Origin of the sequence: Paenibacillus paridis (assembly GCF_006345825.1) — a bacterium.
Lineage (GTDB): Bacteria > Bacillota > Bacilli > Paenibacillales > Paenibacillaceae > Pristimantibacillus > Pristimantibacillus paridis.
Map to the genome: position 1 here is coordinate 291,414 of NZ_VCIX01000087.1, position 17,444 is coordinate 308,857.

The 17,444-nt window shown below is 48.5% G+C and carries 17 protein-coding genes; 3 read left to right on the plus strand and 14 right to left on the minus strand.

Annotated elements, in window-relative coordinates; translation table 11 throughout:
* Nucleotides 1-1,104: 1,104 nt before the first annotated feature.
* The 5 genes from FJQ58_RS16715 to FJQ58_RS16735 form a co-directional block, all read right to left on the minus strand.
* Complete coding sequence (locus FJQ58_RS16715) at nucleotides 1,105-2,178, minus strand: family 6 glucosyltransferase (RefSeq protein ID WP_139995411.1); 1,074 nt, start codon at nucleotides 2,176-2,178, stop codon at nucleotides 1,105-1,107.
* 24 nt (nucleotides 2,179-2,202) lie between these two features.
* A complete protein-coding gene (locus FJQ58_RS16720) occupies nucleotides 2,203-3,540 on the minus strand; it encodes a glycosyltransferase family 2 protein (RefSeq protein WP_139995413.1) in 1,338 nt (445 codons plus the stop codon).
* Between the two features lie 34 nt (nucleotides 3,541-3,574).
* Nucleotides 3,575-4,708: a CgeB family protein gene (locus FJQ58_RS16725; protein ID WP_139995415.1), complete on the minus strand. Its 1,134-nt coding sequence runs from the start codon at nucleotides 4,706-4,708 to the stop codon at nucleotides 3,575-3,577.
* A gap of 61 nt (nucleotides 4,709-4,769) precedes the next feature.
* Complete coding sequence (locus FJQ58_RS16730; RefSeq protein ID WP_162341525.1) at nucleotides 4,770-5,948, minus strand: glycosyltransferase family 4 protein; 1,179 nt, start codon at nucleotides 5,946-5,948, stop codon at nucleotides 4,770-4,772.
* Nucleotides 5,949-6,137: 189 nt separating this feature from the next.
* Entirely contained in the window at nucleotides 6,138-6,860 is a 723-nt protein-coding gene (locus tag FJQ58_RS16735) for a sugar phosphate nucleotidyltransferase (RefSeq protein WP_139995419.1), read from the minus strand.
* 232 nt (nucleotides 6,861-7,092) lie between these two features.
* Here FJQ58_RS16735 and FJQ58_RS16740 point away from each other — a divergent pair, with 232 nt between their 5' ends.
* A complete protein-coding gene (locus FJQ58_RS16740) occupies nucleotides 7,093-7,911 on the plus strand; it encodes a UTP--glucose-1-phosphate uridylyltransferase (protein WP_420799844.1) in 819 nt (272 codons plus the stop codon).
* A 30-nt stretch (nucleotides 7,912-7,941) separates the two neighbouring features.
* Here the strand turns inward: FJQ58_RS16740 and FJQ58_RS16745 are convergent, their stop codons facing one another.
* Together FJQ58_RS16745 and FJQ58_RS16750 are read right to left on the minus strand one after the other, a co-directional pair.
* Entirely contained in the window at nucleotides 7,942-8,727 is a 786-nt protein-coding gene (locus tag FJQ58_RS16745) for a glycosyltransferase family 2 protein (protein ID WP_162341527.1), read from the minus strand.
* On the minus strand, nucleotides 8,724-10,046 hold the full coding sequence (locus FJQ58_RS16750) for a nucleotide sugar dehydrogenase (protein ID WP_139995423.1): 1,323 nt from the start codon (nucleotides 10,044-10,046) through the stop codon (nucleotides 8,724-8,726). Before FJQ58_RS16750 ends, FJQ58_RS16745 begins: the two co-directional genes overlap by 4 nt.
* A gap of 215 nt (nucleotides 10,047-10,261) precedes the next feature.
* Here FJQ58_RS16750 and FJQ58_RS16755 point away from each other — a divergent pair, with 215 nt between their 5' ends.
* Nucleotides 10,262-11,338 (plus strand): glycosyltransferase, encoded by a 1,077-nt coding sequence (locus tag FJQ58_RS16755; protein WP_139995425.1) that lies wholly within the window; start codon nucleotides 10,262-10,264, stop codon nucleotides 11,336-11,338.
* Nucleotides 11,339-11,400: 62 nt separating this feature from the next.
* Here the strand turns inward: FJQ58_RS16755 and FJQ58_RS16760 are convergent, their stop codons facing one another.
* Nucleotides 11,401-12,534 (minus strand): hypothetical protein, encoded by a 1,134-nt coding sequence (locus tag FJQ58_RS16760; protein ID WP_139995427.1) that lies wholly within the window; start codon nucleotides 12,532-12,534, stop codon nucleotides 11,401-11,403.
* 220 nt (nucleotides 12,535-12,754) lie between these two features.
* Nucleotides 12,755-13,480: a YhcN/YlaJ family sporulation lipoprotein gene (locus FJQ58_RS16765; protein WP_139995429.1), complete on the minus strand. Its 726-nt coding sequence runs from the start codon at nucleotides 13,478-13,480 to the stop codon at nucleotides 12,755-12,757.
* A 162-nt stretch (nucleotides 13,481-13,642) separates the two neighbouring features.
* Here FJQ58_RS16765 and FJQ58_RS16770 point away from each other — a divergent pair, with 162 nt between their 5' ends.
* Nucleotides 13,643-14,662, plus strand: a complete 1,020-nt coding sequence (locus FJQ58_RS16770) for a ketoacyl-ACP synthase III (protein WP_238404094.1) — start codon at nucleotides 13,643-13,645, stop codon at nucleotides 14,660-14,662.
* Between the two features lie 68 nt (nucleotides 14,663-14,730).
* Here the strand turns inward: FJQ58_RS16770 and FJQ58_RS16775 are convergent, their stop codons facing one another.
* The 5 genes from FJQ58_RS16775 to FJQ58_RS16795 form a co-directional block, all read right to left on the minus strand.
* Complete coding sequence (locus tag FJQ58_RS16775; RefSeq protein WP_139995431.1) at nucleotides 14,731-14,988, minus strand: hypothetical protein; 258 nt, start codon at nucleotides 14,986-14,988, stop codon at nucleotides 14,731-14,733.
* On the minus strand, nucleotides 14,969-15,283 hold the full coding sequence (locus FJQ58_RS16780) for a hypothetical protein (RefSeq protein WP_139995433.1): 315 nt from the start codon (nucleotides 15,281-15,283) through the stop codon (nucleotides 14,969-14,971). Before FJQ58_RS16780 ends, FJQ58_RS16775 begins: the two co-directional genes overlap by 20 nt.
* Nucleotides 15,283-15,627: an alpha-helical endospore appendage domain-containing protein gene (locus FJQ58_RS16785; RefSeq protein WP_139995435.1), complete on the minus strand. Its 345-nt coding sequence runs from the start codon at nucleotides 15,625-15,627 to the stop codon at nucleotides 15,283-15,285. Before FJQ58_RS16785 ends, FJQ58_RS16780 begins: the two co-directional genes overlap by 1 nt.
* 27 nt (nucleotides 15,628-15,654) lie before the next feature.
* Nucleotides 15,655-15,936, minus strand: coding sequence for a nucleoside-diphosphate sugar epimerase (locus FJQ58_RS16790; protein WP_338016148.1), 282 nt, complete (start codon nucleotides 15,934-15,936; stop codon nucleotides 15,655-15,657).
* A gap of 73 nt (nucleotides 15,937-16,009) precedes the next feature.
* Nucleotides 16,010-17,377 carry a glycosyltransferase family 2 protein gene (locus tag FJQ58_RS16795; protein ID WP_139995438.1) on the minus strand — a complete coding sequence of 456 codons (1,368 nt, stop codon included), beginning with the start codon at nucleotides 17,375-17,377 and terminating at the stop codon, nucleotides 16,010-16,012.
* Nucleotides 17,378-17,444: the final 67 nt, after the last annotated feature.

Genomic DNA, 17,444 nt, shown 5'->3' on the forward strand with positions numbered 1-17,444 from the left:
ATGGTGCAGCTTTGTTCAATATCACGCGTGACATAAGCCACAGTCAGAGCCATCGTCCAATGGTGCTTGGCGGAAACTAACTTCATATGAAAGCTTCGATAGCATCGTCTGCTCGAGAGTCAACCGTTCAGGAGCGCCTGTAGAAACACCTATCACCAAGCTAATCTACCCTTGCATTGATCAGATTGGATGTAAGTGTTCACCGTTAGAGGGTTTCTACGAGTCAACACCTCGATTTCGGTCACTGCATCTGCTGTACAGGATGTAAGTAAATCGGTCGGTTGCGTTCATACATCCGGCGTTTCTTCTGTTATCTCAACCCTTTGTCCAGCTTCTGTTAGTCTGCTGTTCAATTTCCATGGCCATCACTTGTCTCGTAAAGTTAGCAATAATAGCAGGAATGGATGAAATAGATTAGATAGATTCGATAGATGAAATAGGTCTAAAAATAGACCTTATCTAGCCTAGCGACTCCAATTAAACTGGATTTGGCTAGGTTTGGAGAAATAGATCTATTTTTTAGATCTATTCCGGCGCAAATGGCCGAAATGGATAATATAGGTCTAAAAAATAGATCTATTCTAGCTCAGCTGCCCCAAATGAGCCGAATTTGGCTAGGTTTTGGGGAAATAGATCTAATTTTTAGATCTATTCCGGCGCAAATGGCCGAAATGGATAAAATAGGTCTAAAAAATAGATCTATTCTAGCCCAGCGGCTTCAATTGGGCAGCTTATGGAGGGGTTTTAGTGATATAGAGATGTTGAACAGTAGTAATAAAGAATAAGCGAAATGAAAAGATCGCTCTAGAGAAACGAAACGTCGCTTTCCTAGCCGAATTCTTACTTATACATGTCTTAGTCAATCAAATAATCTGGCAGCAACCGCGCCACCATAGAATGCTCTGCGCACGCAGCGACCAAAACGAGAATCTTTGGTTCAACTTATGTAGCAAGGTGAAACGGCTGTCGCCGTCCTTTGGCGGCGCAGCGCGTTTCATTCCGAGAAATATAGAGAAGAGATAGCGAAATGATATCCTTTCCTATATTTCAAAAAAAGCCGCAAGCGCTCGGAGCTCTCCGAATCGCTTGCGGCTTCTTTTCATGTCAGCTTCTTAAATAGTCATGGCCGCCAAAATTGTTTTTGTCGCGAATTAATATTTTTGCCGGGAACGGCAGCTCCGCGCCTTCTACGAATCCGTAAGAAGGAGTCATGACCCTTGGATTTTTATCGGTCAAATATTTATTTAGATGGGACTCATCGTACCAGACGGCATTAATTCCATTGCTCATATCGGCACGTATGCTTTCATCCAGCACGCGGATGAGGTTCATATAATGCTCTGTCCGCCCCCCGTTTAAGCCGCCCATGTAATAATGGGTGCCTACTCCTTCGGGAATATAGGCGAGGCTTTGCGGGTTCTTCTCGTAATCGAGCTCATGGCGCGGCCGATTGTAGAAGCCCGGGTGCTGCACTGCGACGATTCCTTCATGGATGGGCAGAATCTCCTCGCGAACGGCTTCTACGAACTCCATATTCGCGTTGAAGAAATAAACGAAATCGCATTCCTGCTCCAACTGCTGCACCACGTTTCTAAAAATCGCGTAACGTAGCAGCGTATTGCCTGGCCAACCTAAATTATCCTGATATATTCGTTTGACGTTGTCTCTCTCTTCGGCCGCGATCGATTCGGCATCCGTAAACACATAATAGGTTTTCGAATAGCCCGGGAGGAAATAGGCTTCGGCGCTCTGAAAGAAATTTTCCCAGAACAGCTTATACTTCCCTGTGCAAATATACAAAATTCCGATCCGCGCACCCGCTACACTGGCGATATCCGCTTCACTCGGAGCTTGAACGGCTATCTGCGTGCTCCCCTGGCTCGGCTGGCCTGCTTGCTGGGCAGCACCGGGATTGTTCATATAGGCATCTTGATGCGCATCTTCAAAGCCTTTGGAATGGCCCTCCCGGTATCCTTGGTCATAGCCGGAATGAAACGGCCCGCCTTTCCTCCGCAGCCGCGTCGCTCCTCTCGAACGCTTCTTCAGCGTTCCCCCGCGCCGCTTCCCTTTTCTTAGCGTGCTCCCGCTGCGACGGCTCCTGCTCGCGCGGCCGGTTCTTTGCGTCTTTTTGCCTCTGCCTATTCTGCCAACCGTGCTTTTTTTCCTTTTGATCGCCAAAATAACGTCCTCCTTATCGCATACTTATATATTGTCAGCCTTAATGATCGGAGGAGCTATGATCGGCAAACCATCCGAAAACTGTTTTTTGTCGCCCTCCGTTAAAGGACGGATATAACGATGCTCAAGCCCCCATGCCTTGAACGCCTGCTTAGTCGTCATGCGGTGCAGCTTGCCTTCGGTAAGCTGATGGATTTCACCATCCTGCGTAATGACGAATCCCCCTTCGATAATCGCTGTTGTGAGAACGGAGAGCGCATTTATTTTCTGCTGAACGGTAGCTTCAGAAATATCGCCTCCAATTGGCCAGTTCCACAGCTCAAGCTGTGGAAGCCTGACGGCATCATTTCGCGGCGCATTCGAGCTGTGCACGATATACCTAAGCCCATTTTCCACCCAATACAATTTAGAATCGGTTCCGGTTACGAGAATATGGCTGGGGTAAAAATCAGAACCCTTGCGCTGTTGCCCGGAAAATACGGAATCCATCACCTTTTCCAGCCTGCCAATTTTTTCCCAATCGCCCCATTTCTCGAGAAAAAATGCGTTATTAAGCAAGGAAGCATCGAGAAAAGAGCGCATCGTTACGCTGCCGTAATGGTGAATGAACGTATCCTCCGCGACAACGAGATCAAGCCCAAGCAGCCGGATACGGAGATAATAATCGACATCCTCACAGGTGCCAATGACATACCCCTCGTCAAAATAGCCCACTCTTTGCAGGACCTCTCTTGTCAGAAGCAGGCAAAAGCCCATAATGCCCTTCGATCTTCTCCAGCGCTGCGAATCGGAATGATTATGGTTTTGGGCGAAGCTTTGCATCTCTACCATATTTTTGTAATTGACCTCAATTTTCTGGTCATTGGATAAATAATTCGTTACAGGGCCAACCAGCCCAATCGATGGATCGCTTCTCAAGCACAGGAGCAAATTAGACAGCCAGTTTGTCGTCACTAGCGTGTCATTATTGAGGATGACGATAGTCGTTCCTTTGGCCATCATCAGCCCTTGGTTGACACCGCCGGCAAACCCAAGGTTTTTGGAGAAAATTTTGTACCGCACCGTTCCCGAAAGCGATTTTAAATAGGCAGGCGTCCCATCGGTTGAACCATTGTCGATAATGATCATCTCGTAGGGCTCATTCGTGTAGCGCTGAATACTTTCTATGCAGCCGCGCAAGTAACCCAACTGGTTATAGGTAGGAATAATGATGCTGGTACCGGCAAAAGGTTCATGATAGCTGGCGGCTCCCTTCACTCTGCCGTCCCTATAACCTGCTGCGTATCTAGCTTGATAGACGGCTCTATTCTTTTTATGAATAATTTTCGGGCGCTTGCGCTTGCGGAGCGATCGTCTGCGCATATGTCCTCACCTCCCTTTGCGTGTACCGCACTGCTCATGGAAAGACGATTTGCAGCAGCTGGCTTATCCTTTTTTGATACGTGTGCTGCGCTAGCGTTTTTTTGAAGCCATTTAATGCGATTTGCTTCCGTTGCTCCTCATTTTGCAAATAATAGACGATTTTATCCACCAGCTCATTGGCGGAGGAGTAGGTTTCGAGCTCTACCCCCGGCATATAAAAATCGGCTAGATCCTGGCGCACATCCGTTAGTTGAAACGCGCCGCTTGCGGAAATTTCATACGTCCGCGGGTTAATGGACAAACCGGGAAGGTTACGGCTATTTTTGTTGTGCACTTTATCATCATGGGAGCGATGTATATTAATCACAATTTTGGCGCCGTTGTAGTAGCTGGCTGCTTCATCTGCGCTGATCCAAGATACCCGGATGCCTTTGCTTAAGCTTCTGTAGCGACTGAGCCGTTTCCAAAACAAGCCGACGATTCTTGTATCACGGGCGGCCAGCGTTGGAGCAATGCGATCAATCAAGCTGACCCGGTTGAAGAAGGCATTGCCAATAAAGCAAATATCGCTCTGGTACTGGGGAGCAACATATTTGGGCTTGTAGACGGCGGGATTCACTGCCAGCGGCATATAATGAACCTGGCAGCCAAGCTGGCGATAGATCGGAATAGATGCCAGCTCATGCGTAAATAACCATTCGTACTGCGGTGCAATAACGGTGGTCACGTCCGTAACGTAAGGCTCATCGACAAGCCAGATCGCCGTTTTGATGCCGAGCGCACGTATCCCTTGCACCTGGCTTCCCGGCACCTGCGTGCCGTGCATCACCAGCACCAAATCCGGCCTGCTGCGGGCAGCAAGCGCTATAAGATTGTCTGACGGGCCAGCGATGATCAGCTCGCTGACCATACCCCGCAGCGCCTCTGTGACGGCTTGATCCAGGTCAGGGAAGGGTCCTTTAAGACCAGCGCGGACATATAACAAACGGATAGGATGCTGCGCGCTGACTGAGGGAGGAATCTTTTGCTGCAGCGCTTCGCAGGCGCCGACATGGTAACCGTGCTTCCATCCGGCCTGGCGCCCGGCCTCCCATCCGCTCTCGTCTGCTCCCGCTTGTTTTCTTGCTGATATTATGCCCTTGGCTTGTTTCCGAAGCCTAGCATTCAAGCTCTTCTTTCTCGGTTTCTGCTGCAGGATGGTCTCACCTCTTTCTCCACTCGTCTAGCGATCAAGCGTTGCCGACAAGCGCCCGTTCCAGTAAATCTATGCTGCGGTTCCAGTCCCATTTCTGCACCGTTTCGCGGCCGCCTGCAATCAGACGCTCGCGCAGTGCCGGATCGGAAATGAGTCTCTGCACGGCATTAGACGCTGCACGGACATCATTCGGTATGACGAGTCCATTATAGTTGTCGAGTAAATATTCGTCGGTGCCTGTAACGTCAGCCACGACAGGAACTCCCCCGCATGCCATCATTTCGAGTGGCGGGTACAGGAAACTTTCCACTCGGCTCATCTTGAGCAAAATATCGCAGCTGGAGTAGATATGCTTCATCGTTTCATACGATACACTCTCAAAAAAACGGTCACATCGCCAGGAAGCGGCTGGACGGCCTGCCGAGCTTACGCACCAGACCTCGCAGTTCAAATCCCGGACTGCGGCAAATGCATCGCTCATTCCTTTGTAAGGCACGGCGATTGGCCCTTCCAGCAGCACTCTGATTTTGTCCCCTTTAGGGGCAAAAGGCTGCGTCTCGTGCATCAGCTCAACATCAAGTCCATTCGGGATATAAATCGTTTGTTTCTTAAATGTCTGCTCAAGCCAGCGCTGAAGCCAGCCTGCCATCGTCAGAAACGTAAAATCGCTCACTTTGTACGTTTGGTACGCGAGCTTGGATTGCTCGGATGAGGGAGCATAAAACCTAGATTCATCCGATTGGATGAAATAGAACCTTTTTTTCGCTTCGATTCTTCTGGCGGCGTTCAGCGTAGCCCAAAAAGTCGCGATAACAATATCCCGGTCAGACGGAGCGCGCGATTCGGTTACGATCGGCACGTGAACCGGATGCCAGCCGACATGCGTGTTGCCATCCAGAGATACGAGGACAACATCATAGCCGCGCTGCTTAAGGCGATTGGCATGTTGGAGAATGACCGCAACACCGCCGGAGATGGAGCAGCCTGGTATGACATAAGCGATTTTCGGCTTGCATACGCCCGACTGGATCGCAACCCAGCGCCCGTCCCGGTAACCGTCTCTCCAGCCTGCATAATAGCCCTCCTCGCGGCTGCCACTCCTGTCCCCTTGCGGTTTCTTTCGCCCTATGCCGCTCCAGCCGCTTCTTCTTCTGATTTTCCTTTTTGATCGCAAGATCAGCTTAGGACGGACCTTAAGATTTTTGGATTTCATAATCTTTTTTCCTTCCCTTGTATCTGTAATGGCAGTATACTTGGTGACTCTATGCATTCAACCCTATCCCATAGTATGTTTGATCCTTATGACCGCCACGGCATCTGTTACCATGGGAGGCTTGCTCTTCTATTTAGTTGCAAAAAAATAGACTGTGGCACAGATCATGCCCCAGTCTAGCTACCCTACTTAATCGAATTTCTCATTTGCTAGACGCAGTCCCGCTTCCTGCAGCGAGGCGAACGTCCCGGCATCGCACCACCAGCCCTTTAGGCTGCTGTGCTGAAGCGTCTTCCTTGCCGCATAATAATTGTTGACATCCGTAATCTCAAGCTCACCTCTTCCCGAGGGAAGAAGCATACGAATGACTTCGAAAACTTCAGCGTTGTACATATAAATTCCAGTAACGCAATAATCAGAACCCGGTTGATCCGGTTTTTCTTCGATTGAAATAATTTGCCCCTCTTCGATGCGCGGAACGCCGAATCTCTCAGGATCCTCTACCTTCTTGAGCAAGACCATAGCCTCTCCGGCTCCGGATTGAAACTGCTCCACATATTCCCTGAGCGAATCCTCAAACAAATTATCCCCAAGCAATACAACAAAGTCCTCGTTCGGATGAATAAAGCCGGAGGCAAGTGCAAGCGCTTCAGCAACACCGCCGGGCTGATCCTGTATTTTATAGACAATTTGGACTCCAAACACATGGCCGCTTCCCAGAAACTCAAGATATAGCCCTGCCGACTGCTTCCCAATAACGAGTAGAATATCTTTAATGCCGGCATCCGCCAGCTTTCTAATCGCATAATAGATCATCGGATATTTGCCAACAGGCAATAGATGCTTGTTCATCAGTCTCGTCAATGGAGCTAGTCTCGTACCGGACCCCCCTGCCAGTATTACGCCTTTCATTTCGCAACCTCCCTCCTTAGTGCCATAGAATCTCCTTATTATGTATATGATTTTTTACAAGATTAGAGTGGATGCATAACTACGTCTACGAACAATTGGACTCTAGCTTTCAAAGGCGCTTTATAAAGAAAGAAACTCGTACAACTGCCTTTTTATGCAGAGACAAGCTACAAAACCCTATGGTTTTAATAAACTAGAGTTAGAGAGGCAAATGAACGAAGAGGTGATTATATTGATTCGTAAAGCGATTATTCCAGCCGCCGGCTACGGAATTCGCAATTTACCGATAACGAAAGCCATTCCGAAGGAATTGTTTCCCATTGGAAACCGGCCCGCCATCGACTATGTCGTTAAAGAGGCTATTGATGCCGGCATTACCGATATTCTCATTATTTTATCCCGCAACAAAACAGAAATCATGAACTATTTTGACCGCTCGGTTGAGCTTGAATCCCATTTGTATGCCACCAATAAGGATAGCTTGCTGCACAAAATACTGCCTTCTGAAGCGAATATCCAATATATTCGCCAATACGATGCGCTTGGCCTCGGGCATGCCGTACTGCATGGCCAATCATTTGCCGCAGGCGAGCCATTTGCCGTCCTCCTGCCCGATCAGCTTAGCCTGAACCGAACCTCCTTGCTCAACCCTTTGATTCAAAATTATGAAAAGTACAAAACCAATATTATCGGCCTGCAAACGGTAGCGCCCGAGCTGCTTTCCCAATATGGCGTCGCTTCAGCTAAGCAGCTGTATAGCCGCGTCTATGAGGTCGATTCGATCGTGGAAAAGCCTGCTCATCACCCTCCATCGCAGCTTGCCGTCATGGGAAGGTACATTTTGGAACCCGGTATCTTCGAACTTCTGAGGAAGACTCGCCCTGGTATCGGCGGAGAAATCCAATTGACGGACGCCTTGAATCAAATGGGACAAACGCGCAAATCCATCGGGTACGTCTACAAGGAGCGCTGGTACGATACCAGCATCGAGCATGATTACCTGAAAATTCAGCAGCGCGTGTATCAAATGAATAAATACAACAAGCTATAGAAGCTCAAATAAGGATGGCAGCGGCCATCCTTATTTGAGCTTCTCTGCTTGCTGCACCAGATGCCGGTACTTCACCGTTTGTGCGACTTTTTTGGCCCGGAGCAGCTTGATTGTCCGCTTCGTCACCTTCCAGGTATGCGTCCTCTGATTAACTCTTCTTAGGGCAGCAAAATGGTAGGGCCCCGTCGACTCTACTCGAAAGCCATGCCGCAGGCTGTCCCTTTGAAATCGCATATCCGTACCTTTCTTCAAGTTTTTAAAGGCGACTGCCGGATACATTGCTTTTTTGAACAGCATGGTTGCGCCGGCAACACGTCCTTTTCCAGGCATCGTTGCCAACATCAGCTTCGAAGAATGATTGAAATACATATAAAACCTCGATTTTCCGACCAGGTCTGCTTGTGATTTCTCAAACTTATTCATCGCTTCTGTTAAATATTTCCTCGCATAATAATCATCGTCATCAAATTTGGCAATGATTTCGTAACGGGACCGCTTGATGCCGAAATTCAGGCATTTGCCCAGCGTCCACTTTGGGGGCAGCTTATAAACCGAAACCTGTCCTAGGCTGCCAGCCTCTTTCTTGTAGCGCTCTACGCTCATGCTTTTATGATTGAGCAGCACGATAATTTCCTTTACCTTCCACTGCTGCCGTTTGTAGTTGGCGAACAGATTTTTGATAAACTGCGGCCGATTGGTCGCGGTAATGACAGTCACGCCAGCAAGTGCCTTAACCGGACCTGCCGTTTCTTCTTTGGTTGCGTCAGCTTCTTCTATGCCGGATGAAAGGTTTCTGATTTTCCCCCCTCGCTTCACTTTCCACCTCCCCCTAGCGTCGTGATTTTGGTTTTGTCCTCGATCGCTCCGGTCGCATAACGCGTATCGTAAATAAAGGAGGCATGCTCCAGCACGAATGCTAGCGGGAGGCTGGAATGATGAGTAGCAATAATGAAGCAATCGGCTGCCTTCAGCGTCGCTTCGCTCAATTCTGTACTTATCAGCTGCTGCTCTCCCACGAGCAGCGACGGGACATAAGGATCATGGTAGGTCACAGCAGCGCCTTCGCGCTGAAGCAAATGAAGGAGCTCAATCGATGCCGATTCTCTGCAATCGGCGATATCCGGCTTATACGCCGCACCGTAAACGAATATTCGGAGATCCGAAAGCGGCTTCGGCGCAAAATGAAGCTTCAACTGCTGTACGATATACAAGGGCATTCGATGATTAATTGCATTAGACAGCCTTATAAAATCGGATTGGATGCCCAATTGGTTTATTTTCCACTCCAAATAGGAAGGGTCTACAGGGATACAATGTCCTCCGATGCCCGGTCCCGGATAAAAAGCTTTATAGCCGAAAGGTTTGGTGCTTGCTGCCTCTATAATTTCCCACACGTTCAGCTCCAAAACATCGCAGATCATCGCCATTTCATAAATAAATGAAATATTGATAAGCCGATAAGCATTCTCCAATATTTTAGTCATTTCCGCCGTTTCAGTAGAAGAGACGGGATGGACCGTAGCAAACAGCTGCTTGTATAACTCTACAACGCGCTGCAAGCATCTCGCAGTGACCCCGCTAACCACCTTTGGAATATCCTGCACCGAATAATGCTGGTTGCCAGGATCTACCCGCTCCGGCGAGTATGCGAGATGGAAGCCCTCTCCAACTGCTAAGCCGGACTGGAGCAGCAGCGGCAGCAACACCTCCTTGGTTGTGCCCGGGTACGTGGAGCTCTCCAGAATGACAAGCTGCTCCTCCTTCAATCTTGTGCTTATTTCGGCGGCTGCTTGCGTCAAGCAGCTCAAATCAGGCTCTCCCGAAGCGGTCAGCGGCGTCGGAACACAAATAACGATGGCCTCCGCCGCTTGTAACATGCCATAATCGGCTAATGGAACAAAGAGCTGCTTTTCTAAGGCCAATTGCACCGCCTCGTCATCAATATCGGTTATATAGCTTTTTCCCTGCTTCAGCCTTTCTATTTTTTGCACATCCAAATCAATGCCCATCACTTGAAAACCTCGTTGCACGAAAAGCAAGGCTAGCGGAAGGCCGACATAGCCCAATCCTACAACAGCTACTGTTCGCTGCTTGCCTCGATTGCTTATTCTATTGCGGCTGCCTGTATCGTTCATATGCTAATCTCTCGCCTTCTCTCTAGTAAAATAGATTCGTTCAGATAGTATATGAGAGAATCTATTAATCGTTTGGACCCTTTACTAGAAATTATGAGGAGAGGATTGCAGCCCAATTTGCCGCTCCCCTTGCATTCGCCTTATTCCCAGAGCGGTCTCCTGCATAGGATAATGGTGATCTGACAGAAAGCAAATGATTCGAAAGTGGTGAATACATGGCCAGAAAACACCGCCGATCCCGCAGCCGTTTCGATGTCATTATGATGTCTGATTTCCGCTTGCCCGGAGGCACAACCTCATCCAATATCGAAGAAATGAAAGCTCAAAAAAAGGCAGGCCTCACGACGGGCTTATACCAAATGTCTGGACATCCAAACAGCAAAGCCAAACGGCTTAATCCTAAAATCAGGCGTATGATTGACGGCACCCGCATCCGCTTGCTGCGTCCGGCAGCCAGAGCCTCCTGCAAGACGCTCATTATCCGGCACCCCCGCATCCTTCATGTACGAAGGCGCCTGAAACCAAGGATCAGCGCACAGAACATTCATATCATTATCAATCAGACGCCCAAAAAAGATTACGGGGGCAATGGCCAAACCGTCTACCGTATCGGACGCTGCCAGCGCAGAGTCAGGCAGTACTTCGGCAAATCCGGCATCTGGCATCCAATCGGGCCACAGGTAAGGAAGACGCTTCAGCAGTATCACGCCCAGGACCTGAGAAACATTCGCTTGGCTGCAGAGGATTGGGTAAACATTATCAATACTAGAGAATGGAAAAGAAAAAGCCGTCCAGCCAAAAATGGCGTCATCCGCATCGGTAGGCATTCCAGAGACGCTTATGTAAAATGGCCCTCCAATCGAAATGACCTGTTAGCGATCTATCCGTCCTCCTCAAAATATGAGATCCATGTTCTCGGAGGTGCCCGCACGCCAAGAAAAATACTCGGGAAGCTTCCTAGCAACTGGCATGTTCAGCCCTTTGGCGCCCGCGCTCCAAAATTCTTTCTGGCCAAACTTGACGTTTTCGTCTACTTTACGCATCCGGATTGCGTCGAAGCATTTGGCAGAGTCATTTTCGAAGCGATGGCCGCTGAAGTTCCCGTCATCCTCCCGCCAAGCTACAAGGAGCTGTTTGGCGAAGCGGCCATCTATGCAAAACCGGCCGAAGTACAGCAAAAGATCGAAGCTCTCATGGCAGACTCTAATTATTACGAGCAGCAAGTGGCGCGGGCTACCCGCTACGTGGAAACTCATTTTGGTTATACGAAACACAGAGCCAGATTAAAATAAATACAAACATGCACCTGCTCAGGCGAGGTGCATGTTTGTATGGTTCCTTATTTGAGTTACAGCTAGGAGCGGCTGCGCTTTTTGCGAGTTGAGCTTATTTTTTTGCGGGCTATTCTTCTTTTTTTCGCGCGTATGCCTCGATTTGACTTTGAAGCGATCCTTTGGCCAGGTTCGGGAGCGTGTTGCTCCCTTTCCTCTACCGGCTCATCGGCATGGAAAAAGATATTCGATAACTCAAACGGAGATTCGATCTCGGGATTGTCAAAATAATGGAGGCGAAACATTTCCTTGGCTTGATCCGTGATGGCTTCTCCGCTAGTGTAGCTGCCATAGCTCCAAGGCGTATGGTGAAGCCCGCTGCTCCCTAGCTTTTCCACTTCTATACGATATTCATAAAATAAATCACCGTACATTTGGCCTTTATCCGAATCAATCCAGGTGGCGGCGAGCTCGAAACCATGTGAGAAATCGAGAGACCGTAACGGACGATCATCAATAAAGTAGGCTTGATCAGCTCCTTGCCGAATATTCCACCGCTCCATCATATTCCCGGAGCCTACGACATATCCAGGATGACGCAGTGCATAAACATCTTCAAAGAGCGAGTGGGCAAGATCAAGCCACGGCTGGTCGGCATAGCTGACTTGGTTTGTTTCCAGATAGCAGCCCCGTTCGCTCAGCTTGCTCCATGCAGCTATATAACGTTCTGCGACTGGATGTCTGCCAAAAGCGATCAGCCCGGGATGATAGATGCCGCTCTTCCGAAAGCCGGCCAAATCATCCATATTTAGTGAATTGGGATCAATGACCTGCCCTGTCAAAACAATAGGATGGTCCTGTGCAGCAGCGGTGAGCTCGTCAAGCGGAGACACAACCATAGTTTCCGCATCCATATAAACAATCAAATTCTCAGCTTTATAACGGGTATACATATATTGCACCAGCAGAGCCCTGCAGGCACGTAAAGCTTCTTGAAGCTTATATTGGAAAAAAACTTTATGCATATCGGAAATTTTGCCAGTGTCGCGCATTAAAACCACTTCATCGAAATAAGGGCACTGGCTCGCAGCACTTGGCATTTCTTGTTCCATAATCCCGCATACAACCTTGCTGCCGGGCATATGCCTCTTGATCGATTCAGCCAATCTCATTGCTCTCGGCAAATGACTGGCGCTTGAAACCGTTCCGACAACCATGCGGCTTCTCACCATCGATCAGTATATAGTAGTCGATTGCCATTCATAGCGGTTAGACCATCTCCTCTCCTGTCATATACTATGATTGCCTGGTTTCATAGGAAACCCTAGTATCTGTCTATTTATATGTATCTATGCAATCAGAGATAAACATTAGTAGATAAACGAGCCTAGGGACACATGTCACCTAGGCTCGTTTTCATAATAGGATCAACTCATTCTAATCATAAATCATTCTTGTATCCTTGATGCTTCTGCCTTCCATATTATCTTCGCCCGATTGGGCCGGAAAGATCCGCTCGGTCATTGCATTGAACTCGGCAATAAAGCCTTGAATCGGATGCCCAAGCTTTACATCATTCATATAGGCATTCATACGTCCGACAAAATCAGGATTCGCGGATACATAAACATGCTCGACTCCTGGCTTTAAATGACGCACCTCATTTGCAATTTCATCCTTCATTTCGCTGGTAAGCATGTGCTGTCCCGTCGATAAGCTGCTCATTCGCCTACTGGTTGCAGTACCTTCCTTGCCCATATAACCGCTGTTGGTCCTGCTCATCATTCGTGCGTCGAGCTTAGGCTCATCCTCATCCAAAGAAACGGCAACATAAGCATTATGGTCCGTCAGCATGACATAGGATGACTTTACTGAATGCAAATCCGTAATTTGCTTGGCTATGCTCTCGCTCATTTCCATCCGGTAATTTTTGTGTGAGCCAATGACATTATTATTGTTCAATCGACGACCATTAATCCGGTTCTGCTCGTTCATTTGATCATCCGCAAATCGTTTATCTTTTAATAAATTGCCATTCGCGTCATATCGTATGCTGTTTGAACGGATGTCTTTATTCCCAAGCTCCCCGTGATTTTCCATGCAGCCTGCCAGCAATGTGCTTAGCAAAATACCAGCAGACAAAGTTGCGATCTGTTTGCGCATTTAGCTACCCTCCAACCTTATCATATCGTAGGCTTCGGACCCTTACTTAGCGTTTGCGTTTTGGCGTTTTGCTATTCACCGGATTGACAAAGACAGTGGTTTGAAGTAAATTGGTATCAGATACTAGTACTTGGTACTAATAACGAGAGGAAGTGTGCTGCGATGAACGAAAGAAGGATGAGCACGATGCAATCCAATGCTGTCATTACTGCAATTGGCACTTATGTTCCTGAGCGTATATTAACCAATTCGGATTTGGAGAAGCTGGTGGATACCAATGACGAATGGATCGTTCAGCGAACAGGAATCAAGGAACGCCATATCGCATCAGATGAGCAATTCACAAGCGACCTCTGCTTCGCAGCTGTTCAGAATATGATCGATCGTTACGAGGTAAGCGTGGCGGATGTGGATTACATTATAGTGGCCACTTCTACGCCTGATTCAGTATTTCCGAGCGTAGCTTCGCAGGTTCAGGCTCATTTCGGTATTCCTAGCACTGGCTCGACGGACATTCAGGCTGCCTGTGCCGGATTTGCCGCAGCCATTCAGCTAGCGAACGGATTGCTTCTATCAGGTGTGCATCGTAAAATATTGGTTATTGGCGCTGAAACCTTGTCCAAAATTACCGATTATACGGACCGCACGACCTGCATTTTATTTGGTGACGGGGCAGGCGCTTTCCTAATGGAAACCTCCGAGGGCATCGGCGACATTACTGCCGCATATTCCAAAACCGATGGCACTCGGGGCCACCTGCTGTATCGCAGCAGCTTAGCATCCGCTATCAGCGGACATCCTATACAAACAAACGGACTTATCGTGCAAAATGGCCGGGAAGTTTACCGCTGGGCAGTAAGCCACGTCGCCGAGGGCGTGCAGCAATTGTTAGAAAACAGCGGCTTGCTTCCGGAGCAAATCGACTGGTTTATCCCGCACAGCGCTAATATGCGGATCATTGAATCGCTCTGCGAGAGAACCGGATTCGCCATGGAGCAAACCTTGTCCAGCATTCAGCTGTATGGCAACACCTCTGCTGCATCCATTCCGCTGGCCATTGATGAAGCAGTTAGAGCAGGCCGAGTCTCACCAGGACAGCTCTTGCTGCTTTACGGCTTCGGAGGCGGCCTTACTCAGGCTGGTGTCATCCTACGTTGGTCTTTGCCAGCCAATCGCCAATAAGCCCTATATCCAATCATTTTGCTCCGCTAGGAGCCGCTGGCTGACAAAGGGCTCTATGTTTTTTTCATTTAAGGTTTATTCTCATACGCAGCTTGATGCCCATCCTCGAAGCCCTTGGCAAAGCCCGTATTATACCCGTCATTAAAGGTTTGACCAAGCTCGGCCTGCTCGTTTTCTTTCTGGGTCAGACGCTTTCTGTGCATCGGTTTCCGGCGCAGAAGCGTCTTTTTTGCCGTTGCGCCTCTTCGGCCGGCTCGCTTACGCGACCCTTTCATTTGTTCCCCTGCACCGGTGCCGTTTTTTTTCCTATTGCTCAGCAGCTGCATCTCCTCCTACCCTCTGGTTACTGTATATCGTTAGCTTCGGCTGAAGCCAAGGATGCGAAGGCTTTCCTTTGTATCTGACACGCCTGCGCCAGTAAAGACACGTCGCCGCTTCAGCGATCGTTTCCTGCATAGCGGTAAGGGAACTTACGTTGTCTCGCAGCAGCCTCGCTCCTTCAGAAGAACAATCAACGACATCGGCAACACTCTCCAGAATGCGTGCCAGTGCCTGCTGGCTTCTTGCGAGCGAAGCTAATATGGCTATTTTAGCCTCTCGTTCCGTAATCCTGCTGTCCATCAGTTTTTGTCACCTAAGGAGAAGCCTTTGCCGAGCGTTGGCAGCGAATCCCCAAAGTTCTCCGATTCATCATCCTCTTGCTGAAGCACAGCCTTCATAATCGACACAATGCCTTGATTCAGTTTGGAAATGCCGTCAATAACCTCGATGACCTGATCATGCATTTGAAGCGATTGCCCAAGCTGCGCCTCCTGCGTATTAAAGCTGTGGCTGTGTACATGATTGCAAATCCAGCCTCTCATTTTCTCGGCCTCCGCTGCTTTCGCTTCTAGCATGACTGCAATATTCCATTGCATATTCGCTGTCGAGCTGAGCATACGCATATACGCTTGTTCGCGATTCATTGCCAGCCAAGCCTCCTTAGTAGAACATCATTCTTCTGCATCGGCTTCCCTTAACTCCCTAACGACATAAGTGAGTTGAGAAGCTATTGTTTCTTGGAAATCGGCAATGCTATTTAGATAAGCAATGATATTTTGTCCCACTGCCTGTGTATTTTCCATAAGGCCGGACACGCCTCCGAAGCTCGGGTGCTCATCCGGCAGCGCCAGCACAATTTCGGACAAGCGGACCGCGACATGGCGCTCTGCCTCCAGCACACGCGCCATCTGCTCATTGGCATGGGACATATGCTGTATAATTTCAGTTATCATATTTTGCACGGCACTCTTCCCCTTTGCTCCTATAGCATATGCGCCTTATCCAGTGATGGTACTCAAATAAAGGCTATAACGCCTGGTATAGCTTAATTGGCGCAATAATCGGCAGGCCATCCGGCAAAGCACTTAACTCTTCTTCCGAGAGAAATACCTGATTTTGCATCTGCAAGCCCCAGCTCTCTACGGCTAACCTGCTCAAAATCGGACGTTTGCTTCCATCTTCCAGGTAGTAGCTTTTCTTGTCAGGCCCTACACCAATGCGTCCGCCTGGGAAGGCTACGTCTTCTATGCTGCTTTGACTGCCAAGGAGAGCTTGCAAGGATAATGCCTCTATGGATTCGCCAATCCTCCAGTGCCACAGATCAAGCTGGGATAAAGAAATAAACGGATCATTCCACACTCCCGTAATGGGTCTTCGAACGTTGTCTTCAATCCAATACAGGGTACTGCCTAATCCCTTCACGACCATTCTTCGAGGATAAAAAGCCGCTTCGCCAAGAGAATGACTATTTCCCTCTTGTAATGGCCCGAATAGAAACTGATGAGACTCCGCAATAACATCCATATCCGCGATCCTCTCATTCAATCCGCTCCATTTGCTCGCGATATAAGAACTGGATTCGGAAATTTCCAAAGCAGCTGTTTGTTCCTCATCGCTATGAACATATGCGTCCCGGGCATAAACCATAGAGTAACCCTGCAATCTTACTCGCACGCTGTAATCCTTCGCCGCAAATGCTGCATTCTGACATCCTTCATCCCAATATCCGACTCTCTCAAGCAGGTCACGGCGCATAATCAGGCAGCTATAGGATAAATGCTCAGCTTCATGCCACTTGGAAGAGTCGCTTTGGTTATTGACTCTCGCAAACTCATGCATATCAGCCAAATCCTCATATTCCAATTCTAAACGCTGACTGCCGCTGAATTGGTTCGACACTGGACCAACCATACCGATACTGAGCTCGCTATGCAAGCATTGAAGCAAATTATCGAGCCAATTTTCAGTAGGATGAATACAACTGTTTAGAAGCAGCAATGTCGTCCCCTTTGCCATCATAAAACCTCGGTTTGCCGCGCCTATGAAGCCTATCGAGTCCGATAAAATACGATAACGCACTTGCCCGTCCATTTGCTTCAAATATTGCTCTAAACCGTCGCTTGACCCGTTGTCAATGACGATGATTTCATAAGGCAAATCCGTATGGTCCATAATATTTTCGATACAGCTCTTAACGGCTTCCAGCTGGTTATAGCTTGGAATAATGATGCTGGTTCCCTCAAAATAACCCTCATAGCTTTCCAATCCTGCCTGCAGCCCTTCCCGGTAGCCCTCATTCAGGCCAATCCTGTATCGCTCTAACCGCTTCTGGGCATTATTTTGCAAGCCAACATTGCTCTTGAGACGTCGGGTCGGCCTTTTTTTGCGTCTCATCGCTAATCTCTCCAATCTGTCAGATGATCATATAGCTCAACATCATATCCTATGTAAGACGGTCATA

Excerpts from the sequence above, each read along its gene's own strand:
- FJQ58_RS16730 (WP_162341525.1), bottom strand. The coding sequence starts at position 5,948 with ATGAAATCCAAAAATCTTAAGGTCCGTCCTAAGCTGATCTTGCGATCA.
- FJQ58_RS16760 (WP_139995427.1), bottom strand. The coding sequence starts at position 12,534 with ATGGTTGTCGGAACGGTTTCAAGCGCCAGTCATTTGCCGAGAGCAATG.
- FJQ58_RS16780 (WP_139995433.1), bottom strand. The coding sequence starts at position 15,283 with ATGGACAGCAGGATTACGGAACGAGAGGCTAAAATAGCCATATTAGCT.
- FJQ58_RS16775 (WP_139995431.1), bottom strand. The coding sequence starts at position 14,988 with ATGCAGCTGCTGAGCAATAGGAAAAAAAACGGCACCGGTGCAGGGGAA.
- FJQ58_RS16720 (WP_139995413.1), bottom strand. The coding sequence starts at position 3,540 with ATGCGCAGACGATCGCTCCGCAAGCGCAAGCGCCCGAAAATTATTCAT.
- FJQ58_RS16785 (WP_139995435.1), bottom strand. The coding sequence starts at position 15,627 with ATGAATCGCGAACAAGCGTATATGCGTATGCTCAGCTCGACAGCGAAT.
- FJQ58_RS16765 (WP_139995429.1), bottom strand. The coding sequence starts at position 13,480 with ATGCGCAAACAGATCGCAACTTTGTCTGCTGGTATTTTGCTAAGCACA.
- FJQ58_RS16755 (WP_139995425.1), top strand. The coding sequence starts at position 10,262 with ATGGCCAGAAAACACCGCCGATCCCGCAGCCGTTTCGATGTCATTATG.
- FJQ58_RS16790 (WP_338016148.1), bottom strand. The coding sequence starts at position 15,936 with ATGATAACTGAAATTATACAGCATATGTCCCATGCCAATGAGCAGATG.
- FJQ58_RS16735 (WP_139995419.1), bottom strand. The coding sequence starts at position 6,860 with ATGAAAGGCGTAATACTGGCAGGGGGGTCCGGTACGAGACTAGCTCCA.
- FJQ58_RS16770 (WP_238404094.1), top strand. The coding sequence starts at position 13,643 with ATGAACGAAAGAAGGATGAGCACGATGCAATCCAATGCTGTCATTACT.
- FJQ58_RS16750 (WP_139995423.1), bottom strand. The coding sequence starts at position 10,046 with ATGAACGATACAGGCAGCCGCAATAGAATAAGCAATCGAGGCAAGCAG.
- FJQ58_RS16795 (WP_139995438.1), bottom strand. The coding sequence starts at position 17,377 with ATGAGACGCAAAAAAAGGCCGACCCGACGTCTCAAGAGCAATGTTGGC.